Origin of the sequence: Cupriavidus sp. WGlv3 (genome assembly GCF_023952475.1) — a bacterium.
Lineage (GTDB): Bacteria > Pseudomonadota > Gammaproteobacteria > Burkholderiales > Burkholderiaceae > Cupriavidus > Cupriavidus phytorum.
Genome location: NZ_JALHRX010000026.1, coordinates 45,257 through 56,949 on the forward strand (window position 1 = coordinate 45,257; position 11,693 = coordinate 56,949).

Annotated in this window: 6 protein-coding genes; 5 read left to right on the forward strand and 1 reads right to left on the reverse strand. The window is 70.2% G+C overall.

Annotated features, from left to right (window positions below):
• Positions 1-33 precede the first annotated feature (33 nt).
• Positions 34-2,607: a glycosyl hydrolase 2 galactose-binding domain-containing protein gene (locus MKD38_RS27395; RefSeq protein WP_371925754.1), complete on the forward strand. Its 2,574-nt coding sequence runs from the start codon at positions 34-36 to the stop codon at positions 2,605-2,607.
• A gap of 434 nt (positions 2,608-3,041) precedes the next feature.
• The gene (locus MKD38_RS27400; RefSeq protein ID WP_012354880.1) at positions 3,042-3,764 is read left to right on the forward strand and encodes a Crp/Fnr family transcriptional regulator; all 723 of its coding nucleotides are present in this window, start codon (positions 3,042-3,044) and stop codon (positions 3,762-3,764) included.
• Positions 3,765-3,840: 76 nt separating this feature from the next.
• On the opposite strand, the gene MKD38_RS27405 is transcribed toward MKD38_RS27400, so the two are convergent.
• The gene (locus MKD38_RS27405) at positions 3,841-4,893 is read right to left on the reverse strand and encodes a DUF1839 family protein (protein ID WP_252682028.1); all 1,053 of its coding nucleotides are present in this window, start codon (positions 4,891-4,893) and stop codon (positions 3,841-3,843) included.
• A 413-nt stretch (positions 4,894-5,306) separates the two neighbouring features.
• On the opposite strand from MKD38_RS27405, the gene MKD38_RS27410 reads away from it, so the two are divergent.
• The 3 genes from MKD38_RS27410 (at position 5,307) to MKD38_RS27420 (ending at position 11,257) form a co-directional block, all read left to right on the forward strand.
• Entirely contained in the window at positions 5,307-6,881 is a 1,575-nt protein-coding gene (locus MKD38_RS27410) for a mannose-1-phosphate guanylyltransferase/mannose-6-phosphate isomerase (protein WP_371925753.1), read from the forward strand.
• 111 nt (positions 6,882-6,992) lie between these two features.
• Positions 6,993-9,332, forward strand: coding sequence for a polysaccharide biosynthesis tyrosine autokinase (locus MKD38_RS27415; RefSeq protein ID WP_252682036.1), 2,340 nt, complete (start codon positions 6,993-6,995; stop codon positions 9,330-9,332).
• A 110-nt stretch (positions 9,333-9,442) separates the two neighbouring features.
• The gene (locus MKD38_RS27420; protein ID WP_252682032.1) at positions 9,443-11,257 is read left to right on the forward strand and encodes an alpha/beta hydrolase family protein; all 1,815 of its coding nucleotides are present in this window, start codon (positions 9,443-9,445) and stop codon (positions 11,255-11,257) included.
• The last annotated feature ends 436 nt before the right edge of the window (positions 11,258-11,693 follow it).

Consider the following 11,693-nt stretch of genomic DNA (forward strand, 5'->3'; position numbering starts at 1 on the left):
CCGGCGGCACTGGTGCCGGGCCAGTCCGCGGGAATGCCCAGCGCCACCACCGCCGCCACCTCCGTTGCAACCGCCTCGAGCGACCTGGCGCTTGCCGCCGGCGTGGCCGTGGGCCCGTGCGCCCTCGCCGGCGAATGGTGCTGGCTGGAAACGCTCGCGGGGGCGGCGCAGGCGCCCGCACAGCTGGCACCCGATGCGCCATGGCTGCCCGCGCCCGTGCCCGGCACCGTGGCCGCGGCCATGCGTGCGGCGGGCCGCTGGGACGACAGCGCGCCGCCGCCGTTGCACCGGCATGACTACTGGTACCGCGTGCGCTTTGCCGGCAGCGGCGCGCGCACGCTGCGCTGCAATGGCCTGGCAACGCTGGCCGAAGTATGGCTCAACGGGGTGCTGGTGCTGACCACGCGCCATATGTTCGCCGCCCACCAGGTGTCGGTGCAGCTGGCCGGCGACAACACGCTGCACCTGTGCTTCCGCGCCTTGCATCCGTGGCTGCGCACGCAGCGCGGCCAGGTCCGCTGGAAGCCGCGCATGATCGTGCCGCCGACGCTGCGCGCGGTCCGCACCACGCTGCTGGGCCATATGCCGGGCTGGTGTCCGCCGGTGCATGCGGTCGGTCCGTGGCGCAGCATCGAGCTGCTCGATCCGGCCAGCGCCGAGCCGCTGCACGGCGTGCGCGCCGAGGCCAGCACGCAGCTGGACGGCACCGACGGCATCATCGCCCTGACGCTGCATTTCCCCGGTCCGGCGCCGGCGCAGGCGCGCTGGCTCGCAGCGCATGGCGACAGCGAAGTGTGGGGCAGCCTGGCGCGCACGTCGGAGCATGTGCTGGCCGGCACGTTGCGCGTGCCGCATGCCCGCCGGTGGTGGCCGCATACGCATGGCGAGCCCGCGCTGTACCGGGTCGAGGCGCGCCTCGGCACGCAGGCGCTGCATTGCGCGCAGGTGGGCTTTCGCACCGTCGAGGAAGACCGCGACGGCGAGCCCGGCGCCTTTGCGCTGCGCGTCAACGGCGAGCGCATCTTCTGCCGCGGCGCCTGCGTGTCCAGCCATGACCTGCCCGGACTGGCCGACAGCGACGAGGCCGTGGGCCGCTGGCTGCGGCTGGCGCGCGACGCGGGCATGAACATGGTGCGGGTCAGCGGCGTCACCTGCTACCCCGGCGAGGCTTTCTACCGCGGCTGCGACGCGCTGGGCCTGCTGGTGTGGCAGGATTTCATGTTCGCCAATTTCGACTACGGCGCGGACCTGCAAGCGTCGCGCGGCCTGATGGACGATGCCGCGCGCGAAGTCGGCCAGTGGCTGCAGTCGACGCGCGCGCATCCGGCCATCGCGGTGCTGTGCGGCGGCAGCGAAGCCGAGCAGCAGGCGGCCATGCTCGGCACGCCGCGCGGCGACTGGCGCCAGCCGCTGTTCGACGAGCTGATTCCCGGCCTGGTGGCCCGGCACCGTGCCGACGCGGTCTATGTGCGCAACTCGCCCAGCGCTGGCGCGTGGCCGTTCCAGCCCGACACCGGCGTCACCCATTACTACGGCGTGGGCGCCTACCAGCGCCCGCTGGCGGATGCGCGGCTGGCCAGCGTGCGCTTTGCTGCCGAATGCCTGGCCTTTGCCAACGTGCCGTGCGCGCGCACGCTGCGCGAACACGGCCTGACCCAGCCGCTGCACGATCCGCGCTGGAAGGCGCGGGTGCCGCGCGATGCCGGCGCGGCGTGGGACTTCGAGGATATCCGCGACTTCTACCTGCGCGCGCTGTACCAGGTCGATCCGCCGCGCCTGCGTTATGAACGCCCGGCGCGCTACCTGGCGCTGTCGCGCGCGGTGGTGGCCGAGCTCATGACCGAGGTCTTCAGCGAGTGGCGCCGCGTGGGTTCGACCTGCGCCGGCGGGCTGGTGTGGCTGTTGCAGGACCTGCTGCCCGGGGCCGGCTGGGGCATCGTCGACGCGTGCGGGCGCCCCAAGTCGCCCTGGCATGCCTTGCGCGCGGTGTGGCAGCCGCTGCAGGTGCTGCTGACCGACGAGGGCCTGAACGGCCTGCATGTGCATGTCATCAATGAAACCGCGCAGCCGCGCATGGTGCGTCTGACGCTGCGCTGCCTGCGCGACGGCGAGGCGGTGGCGGCGCAGGCGCAACAGGTGCTGACGCTGCATCCGCGCGAGTCGTGCCGGATCGCGGCGGCGGCGATGCTCGACCGGTTCTTCGATTTCACCTACGCCTATCGCTTTGGGCCGCCCGCCCACGACGTGGTGCTGGCCACGCTGCATGCCGATGACGACAGCGCCGGCACGCCGCTGAGCCAGGCGGTCTATCTGCCTGACCGCAGTGCGGCCGCGCTGGCGGCGCCGGAACTGCATGGCAGCGTCGAATGCGTGCAGGGCCAGTGGTGGCTGCACGTCGGCACGCGCCGCTTTGCGCGCTGGGTGCATATCGAGGACCACGCCTTCCTGCCGGAGCAGGACTGGTTCCACCTGGGTCCCGGTGAAACGCGGCGCATCCGCCTGATGCATGAGAGCGGCCCGGACGCGCCGTCCGGCGCCATCCCTTCGGGCGAGATCTACGCCATCAACGCCGACCGGCCCGCCAGCTACGACGGGTCGGCCGCATAGGGCGTACAGGCCCCACCAGCCGCCCCTGCCGGCCGGTTCCTCCGTTGTCATGACTGGCCTGGCAGCGTGTCGTCGCCCGGCCGATGCCGGCATGCCGGCGCCCCGGTACTTGCATTCGCCGCCAGCCGCGGGCGCCACGTTGGCCTGCTACCAACCAACCAAAGGATGAACGAGTACCAACCGTCTGCCTACTGTCGTTTCAGTGCGCCATAGCACTTAATACAGTCAAACGACGAGGCAGGCACACAGCGCACCGCAGGGCTTGCGCGTCGGGACGGAAAGCGGATCGCGGCCGTCATCAGTCAGTCATACGCGGTGTCAACAAGTCGGTAAGCATCAGTCACGGGTGGAGCGGTACAGCCGGGCTTTGCACCACGCAGCCAGTGCGCGAGCGGCGGCCCAGTGCCGGTCCCGGGTCAACGGGGAGAATCAGCATGATCACGCAACGGTCGGACCTGCATGTCAATCATCTGCTCAATGCCCTGCCGCGGCAGGAATGGGAAACGCTGTCGCGCCACTTTGAACTGGTCCGGCTGCGTGCCGGCGAACTGCTGACTGACACCAGCCAGCGCATCGTGCATGTGTATTTCCCGACCACCTCGGTGGTGTCGCTGCTGTCGCTGCTCGAGGACGGCGCCACGGTCGAGTTCGCCGCGGTCGGCAATGAAGGCCTGGTCGGCATTCCGGTGGTGACGGGCGGCGATACCATGCCCAGCCGCGTCGAAGTGCGCAGCCCGGGCTTCGCCTACCGCATTCCGGCGCGCGCGCTGCGCGCCGAGCTGTCCTATCTGCCGACCCTGCAGCGCGTCACGCTGCTGTATGTGCAGGCGGTGCTGACGCAGATCGCGCAGACCGCGGCATGCAACCGCCACCACTCGCTCAACAAGCAACTGTGCCGCTGGTTGCTGCTGGCGCGCGACCGCATGAACTCCAACGAGCTGGTCATCACCCAGCAGGTCATCGCCAATATGCTGGGCGTGCGCCGCGAAGGCGTTACCGAAGCGGCCGGCAAGCTGGAAAACCTGGGGCTGATCCACCATAGCCGCGGCCATATCACCATCCTCGATCATTGCGGGCTCGAGAAGCATTCCTGCGAATGCTACAAGCTGGTCAAGCGCGAGTACGACCGCCTGTTGCCCGCGCTGGCCCACGCCTGAAGCACCACGGGCGCGCGGCACGGCAGGGGCCGTGCGCCCGCGGCGTTGGCAACGTTGGCGGCGCTTGCCGTTGGCGTCAGGCGCAGGCCGGCTGTGCGGGATCGGCGGCGCCAAATGACGACAGCAGGCCGGCGATGACCGTTTCATAAGCTGACTCCATGGTGTCCAGGCACTCGCTGCAGCGGTCCGGACGGCCGCGCGCGGTGGCCCGGGCCAGGCGGAACTGCAGCACCTTGCTTTCCGCGGCGATGCCGTTGGCCGCCCGTGCGACGCGCGCAGGCACATCGTAACCATGCTCGCCGAACCAAGCGAGGCAGTGATGCAGCATTTCGAAGTTCGCCCCCAGCTGGCGCGGCAGGTTGAAGCCGTAGTGTTGGAAGTAGGCATCGCCGCGCGCCAGGATCACGGCGACGTGCTGGTCGAAGTCGGCGCGCCAGCGCGTGACCGGGTTCAGCGCCGGACGGCGGCCCAGGTGGTGGCGCATCAGCGCCGCGGCGGCATCGGCCGCGGCCGCACCCCGCAGCGGCGCGCGCACGCGCTTGGCGTATTCGGCGTACGGGAACAGGATGTTGCCGTCGCGCAGCTCGGGCGTCAGCCGCAGCAGGCCGCGGTAGTCGTCGTCGGCGGCGGTGTGGTAGCCGAGGCTGTGGTAGTAGGACAGCCGCTGCGCACCGGGGTCGATCCAATCAATGGCGACGGTGGTCTTCACGTGCGCCTGGCGGTAGGCGGTGGCGCGCGTGTCGGGCAGGTAGTAGCTGTCCATCTCGACCAGCACGGTGTGGCCGCGCCCGACCTGTTCGACCAGGTGGGCCTGCAGCGTGTCGTAGACCGCCATCTCCTGCACCACCGTGCCGTACAGCAGCTCGATGTCCGCCGGCGGGTACTTGAAGAAGGTGAAATGGTCGCCCTCGTAGTCTTGCGCCACGGTGAACGCCAGCGCCGCGCGCGGGTCGAGCCCCCAGCCATACAGCAGCTCGATCCACAGGTCCATGTAGCAATTGCTCTCCTGCCAGACCGAGGCTTGATCGTGCAGCCGTCTCTGCACCGGCCTGGCCACGTGGCACGGCAACTGGCGCGTGTAGTGGTAGCCGCCGCGGTCGGTGGCCGTGCTTGCCGTGGTCGCTGCCATTGGCGCGATCGTCGCCGTCGTTGCCGTCGTTGCCACCGCCCGCTCCATGTCGTTCCTCCGCAGTGCGCGCATGGCGCCGGGCCGCGATCGCAGGCGCTGCGCCTGCACGGCCCACTGTATTGCAACGCCGGCGGCCGTGGCTATCGGTGCGTTCTCCAACAGAGCGGGCGCGATCGCAGGCCACTGCCGCACGCGTGCGCGCGGCCTGCCGCGGCGGCGCAAGTAGCGTGTGCGGAATCGAACAGATTGCGCCAGGACGCCTGCCTAGACTGGCTGGCATCCCCGTCATGGCGGTCAGGGACCGCTGCCGGGCGTACCCGTTTCTGCGAGGCCATCGCGGTGGTTGCGCAGGGCCGGGCCTCACGCGCGGGAAGCGCGGGACGCTTGGAACAGTCGACACCCCAGGAGGCATGATGCGAATTCGGACCCGGGAAGAGAACCAGACGCCGCCGCCGGTCAACGGCGAAATCCATGCAGCGCTGCAAGGGCTGGGCGACAGGGCGGCGCATTGCGCCGCGTTGCCGGTGGTGCAGCCCGTGATCCTCGCCGGCGGCGCCGGTACGCGCCTGTGGCCGCTGTCGCGCGAGCAGTTCCCCAAGCAGCTGCTGAACCTGATTGCCGAAGACACGCTGCTGGAAGCCACGGCCAACCGCCTCGCCGGCGTGGCCGCACTGGCGGGCCGTCCCGACGGCATGGAAGCGGCGCAGATCGTGGTCTGCGGTGAAGAACACCGCTTCATGATCACCGACATGATGAAGCGCGCCGGCAAGCCGGCGCGCGTGTTGTCCGAGCCGTGCGGGCGCAATACCGCGCCGGCGCTGACGGTGGCTGCGCTGCATGCGCTGGCGGCCGCGGGCGAGGGCGGCGATGCGGTGCTGGTGGTGACGCCGGCCGACCACAGCGTGGCCGACGTCGCGTCGTTCCGCGAGGCCATCGCCACCGCGATCCAGCACGCGGACCACGGTGCCATCGTCACGCTGGGCGTGAAGCCGGTGGCGCCCGAGACCGGCTTCGGCTACATCCGCGCGGCCGGCGGCGCCGACCAGGGCGCCTTCATGCTGGACCGCTTCGTCGAGAAGCCGCACCTGGAGCTGGCCAAGCACTATGTCGAGTCTGGCGAGTTCTGGTGGAACAGCGGCATCTTCGTGGTGCGCGCCTCGGTGTGGCTGCGCGCGGTCGCCGAGTTGCAGCCCGAGATGGCGCGTCAATGCCGCGCCGCCTACGCGGCGAGCGAACACGCCGCCTGCGCCGGCGAGGTCCTATGCCTGGGCAAGGATGCCTTCCACGCGTGCCCGTCCGACTCGATCGACTACGCCGTGATGGAGAAGCTCGAGACCCTGCCGGATATCGCCGGCATGCTGGTGCCGCTGGATGCGGGCTGGTCGGACGTGGGCTCGTGGGCGGCGATCTGGGATATCGCACCCAAGGACGCCAGCGGCAATGCCGGTCGCGGACGCGTGCTGTTCGACGGCGCGAGTTCGTGCCTGGCCCATTCCGAAGGCCGCCTGATCGCGTGCGTCGGGGTGCAGGACGTGGTGGTGGTGGAAACCGCCGATGCGGTGCTGGTGGTGGACAAGGCCCACGTGCAGGACGTGAAGAACATCGTCCAGCGCATCCGCTCCGAGCATGGCAATGAAGTGGTGAACCACCGCAAGGTGCGCCGGCCCTGGGGCTGCTATGACTCGATCGACCACGGCGACCGCTTCCAGGTCAAGCGCATCGTGGTCGAGCCCGGCGCCAGCCTGTCGCTGCAGATGCACTACCACCGCGCCGAGCACTGGGTGGTGGTGCGCGGCACCGCGCGCGTGACCTGCGGCGACAACATCAGCATTCTTTCGGAAAACCAGTCGACCTATATCCCCATCGGCACCCTGCACCGGCTCGAGAACCCGGGCAAGACGCCGCTGGAGATCATCGAGGTGCAGTCGGGCGCCTACCTGGGCGAAGACGACATCGTGAGGTTCGAAGACAACTACGGGCGCAAATAAGGGGTCGGCGGCCAGTGCATGCGCCCGGGTGCCGGCAGGCGCGCGGGCACGCACCGGTGGCTGCGTGATTGGAGTGAGGCAGCGTGTGGCGGGAGAGATGTCGTGAGCAGAATGTCATTTGCCGGAGCCGTACCGGTACCCGACCAGGTGTCGCCGCGCAGCGGCGCGAACGCGCGCGTGCTGCTGGACCACGCAGGCTGGATCCTTGCCGCCGGGCTGACCGGCGCAGCCCTTGCCTGGCTGGCGTGGCTGTCCACCCCTGACCTGTATCGCGCCAAGTCGCTGGTGCAGCTGCAGACCCGCGACGCCGCCGGCCGCACGGCCACACCGCAGCTCGACCTGGGCATGCTGAAGAGCCGCGCCGTGGTCGGCCCGGTGGTAGAGCGCCTGCACCTGGACATCGAGATCCAGCCGCTGCGTGCGCCGTTGCTGGGCAGCCTGGCCAACCACTTCGCCGAGCCCGGCAAGCTGCGCGGGCCGTGGCCGGCGGAGCTGGGTTATGCGTGGGGCGGCGAGCGCGTGGCGGTGGAGCGCCTGAACGTACCGGCACGCCTGCTCAACGTGCCGCTGACACTGGAGATCCTGCCCGACAACGGCTTCCGGCTGAGCGGGCCGGAGGCGCAGGTCGAGGGCCGCGCCGGCCAGGTGGCCGAGGCCGGTGGCATCTCGATGCTGGTGGGCCGGATCGAGGCGCGCCCGGGCACGCGCTTCCTGGTCACGCGGCGCGACCTGACGCTGACCGTCGATGCCGTCACGCGCGAACTGCGCGTCGACAGCGAATCGAGCGACGCCACCACGCTGCGCATCAGCTGGCAGAACCGCGACCCTGCCACCGCGGCGGCGCTGGTCAACGGCATCGCCGATTCCTATATCAAGGGCCAGGCCGAGCAGCGCCAGGACGACACCGCCGCGACGCTGGCCTTCCTGTCGGGCGAACTGCCGCGCGTGAAGGCGGAACTGGAGCGCGCCGAGAGCGCGCTGACGCGTTACCGCTCGCGCTCGGGCTCGCTGGCGCCGAGCCAGGACGTGCAGTCCTACCTGAACGGCAGCATGGAATACCAGCGCCAGATCGCGCTGCTGCGGCTGGAGCGCACCAAGCTGCTGCAGCGCTTCACCACCGAAGCCAACGAGGTCCGCACCGTCGATAGCCAGATCCAGCAGCTTACGCGCGAGCGCCAGGAGATGGACGCGCGCATGCAGAACCTGTCGGCGTCCGAGCGTGAATCCGTGGCGCTGACGCGCGACGTCAAGGTGGCCGAAGACATGTACATGACGCTGCGCAACAAGGTCGAGCAGCTTTCGCTGGCGCAGCTCGACCGTACCGGGCAGGTGCGCATCGTCGACAACGCGCTCACGCCGACCGTGCCGGTCGGCCTGGGGCCATGGACGCCGGCGGCCGGCGGTGGCGTGCTGGGCATGCTGCTGGCGGCCGGGGCGCTGACGCTGCGCCAGCGCGTGCGGCCCACCGTGGCCACCGCCAATGACGCCGAGGACAAGCTCGGCATCACCATGCTGGGCGACATTGCCTTCAGCCGCGAACAGGCCGCGCTCGAGCGCATGGTCTCGGCCAAGGCTTTGCTGGGCGTGGCCGCGGGCTACGCCGCGCCGCCGTCGGCGCGCCTGGAGCGGCCGCGGCCGTCGAGCGCGGTGATCGACGTGTCTGCGCTGGATGATGACAGCGCCGAGCGGATGCTGCGGCTGGGCCTGCACGACCAGTTCCTGCTGGCGCGCAACGCGCCGCACTCGCTGGCGGTGGAAGGGCTGCGCAATATCCGCGCCGCGGTGCATTTCGCGCTGCGCAGCGCGCCCGACCATGTCATCGCCATCACCAGCCCGGCCCCGGGCGCGGGCAAGACCTTTGCGTCGGTGAACCTGGCCGTGCTGTTCGCCGAAGCCGGCCAGCGCGTGCTGCTGATCGACGCCGACCTGCGTCGCGGCCGCGTGGCGAGCTGGTTCGACCAGCCCGCCGAATCCGGCCTGGCCGAACTGCTGACCGGGCATGTGCCGCTGTCCGCCGCGGTGCGGCCCACGGTGGTCAACGGCCTGTCGATCCTGCCGGCGGGTTTGCCGCCATCGAATCCGTCCGAACTGCTGATGCGCCCGGGCATGGCCGAAGCGCTGCGCCAGTGCGCGGCCCGCTTCGACCTGGTGCTGATCGACACGCCGCCGGTGCTGGCGGTGGCCGATGCCAGCCTGGTCGCGAACCTGGCGGGGTCGACCCTGGTGGTGCTGCGTGCCGACGCAACGCTGCCCGGCCAGGTCGATGAGACGCTCAAGCGCCTGCAACGGGCCGATGCGCGCCTGCTGGGCGGCATCCTCAACTGTGTGATCGCCAAGCGCAGCAACCGGGCCGAGTTCAACAGCGTCAATCCTTACCTCGGCATGCCGGCGACCGCGCCGATCTCGCGCCGGATCGGGCAGGCGCTGCATCGCGAAGAGAAGAAAGAATAAGGGGCCGCTGCCGCCGGTGGGCGTACCTGTTTCTGCGTGCGCTTGCGGGTCGGGTTCCATCGGTTCAGCGGCCGACCATCCGCTCGCCAGGAGGCGACATGAGGCGGCTTATGTTTGAAGGCTGTGCCGGCTGGCTGCACGAGGCACAAGGAACAACCGGGGTAGTGCTGTGCGCGCCGCTGGGCCACGAGGCCATGTGGTCGCACCGGGCATGGCGGCATCTCGCCGACGATCTCGCCGCGGCCGGCATGCCGGTGCTGCGCTTCGACTATCCCTGCACCGGCGACTCCGCCGGCGCCTGCGACGCCGCGCATTTCCTCGGCCGCGCCGCTTCGAGCATCGTCGCCGCGGCCGCGCAGCTGCGCGCGCTGGCCGGGGTGGAGCGCATCGTATTGTGTGGGCTGCGCGCCGGCGCCAGCCTCGCGGTGCAGGCCGCCGAGGCGATGCGCTCGCACCCGGCATGGCAGGGCGGCGTTGCCGGGCTGGTGCTGCTTGCGCCCGTGGTCAACGGCCGCGCCTACCTGCGCGAGCTGCGTGCGCTGCATCTGAACTGGCTCAACAGCGTCGGGCCGACCGAAACCCCGCCGCCCGCGCCGGCTGGCGGGCTCGACGTGCTAGCCTTCCGCTTCACCGCCGCCACCGTGCGCGAACTCGAGGCGCTGCGCCTGGACCGTGGCACGGCCTGCCCCGCGCCGCATGTGCTGGTGCTCGACCCCTGGCCGGGCACCACCTCCGCGGCCGGCGCGCTGGCGCAGTACTACACCGACGGTGGCGTGAAGGTCGATACGGCCGCGTTCCCCGAATACGCCGACATGATGCAATCGGCCGAGTTTGCCGGAGTGCCGGCGCAGGCCTGGCGGCAACTGGTGCAGTGGCTGGGGTCGACCCCGGCCGCGCTGCCGGCGGCGCTGCCGGGGGCGCGTTGGCACATGCCCGGCGCGGGACGTGGGGCGTCCCCGCGCGTGGCCGTCGATGGCGTGGCCGAGGAGCCGGTCTGGCTCAACGCGCGGCGCCAGTTCGGCGTCCTGTGCATGCCGCGCGACGCGGCGCCCGCGCCGGTCGCGGTGATCTTTCCCAATACCGGCGGCAACCACCATGTCGGCGATGGCCGCATGTTCGTCACGCTGTCGCGCCGGCTGGCAAGGCTGGGCGTGGTCTCGCTGCGGCTGGACGTGTCTGCGCTGGGCGACAGCCCGCGCGCGCCACGCAGCATGAGCATTTCCGAGATCTACTCGCCCGGGCCGCGCGCGGACGTGAGCGCCGCAGTGGACTGGATGCGCGCGCGCGGTTTTCGCTGCATCGTGCTGGCCGGGGTGTGCTCCGGCGCGTTCCTGAGCCTGCATGCCGCCTTGGCCAACCCCGGCGTGAACGGGCTGGTGCTGGCCAACCTGGTGAAATTCCGCTGGGACCGCGCCGATGACCGGAGCGCGGGCAAGGGCGCGCGATCGTGGCAGGGCTGGCTGTCGGCCGCGCGCCGTGGTGGCAACTGGCAACGGGTATTGCAGGGACAGGTGCGGATCGGCCCGCTCGCCGCGGCCATGGCGCGCCATGCATACCGGCACGCCACCGAACGCGTGGCGTTCCGCCTGACGCGGCTGCGCGGTGGCGAAGACCTGGCCTCAGCGACGGCTTACGCGCGAGCCGCGATGCGGGGCCTGAATGAGCGTGGGGTGCGCACGGACATGCTGTATGGGTCGGACGACATGGGGCTCGAAGAGGCTCAGCTCCGTTTTGGCAGAGACCTGGAAGCGCTGGCGGCGTTTACGCATATCACTGTGCATCGGCATGGGTGTATGGATCATGCGTTGTTTCTGGCGGGGGGGAGGCAGGTTTTTTGTGACCAGGTGGTCAAGCATGTGGTGGCGAGATTGGCGGCGATGGAGGCGGTGGGGGATGGGTTGCCGCAGGGGGCTAAGGTGTGTTGAGGATTTTTTCGGGTTGTTGCTGTTGGTGACATGCTGTTGGCTGTTGAACCACGTGGTTCGGAGCTGTCCGCATTTTTGTGTGCGAGGCGCATTCTGAATTCCCGTCAGCCACGTGCAACCGGCGCGTAGCGGAGTTGCAGGCGTCCACGGGTGGATACTGGCGGCTGCCTGCGCACAGCACGGGAATCGGAATCACGTGCGCGCACCACAAGAGCCAAGCGAGCGCAGCGATGCGTTCCGTGCCAGGCCCCCGACCTACGATACTGACCGCGCGAAGCGCAGCCGTAGGCGTTCCTACGCTAAGGCCGGCAGCAGGGACCACTCCGCGCTCTGGGCTCGTTCAATCCCCACTTCAACGCTCCTCGCACCGTCGCGCACCACCGCGGCAGGCAGTCCAGCTATGTGAGGAAGCCAAGCCCCGTACGAAAACCCCCAC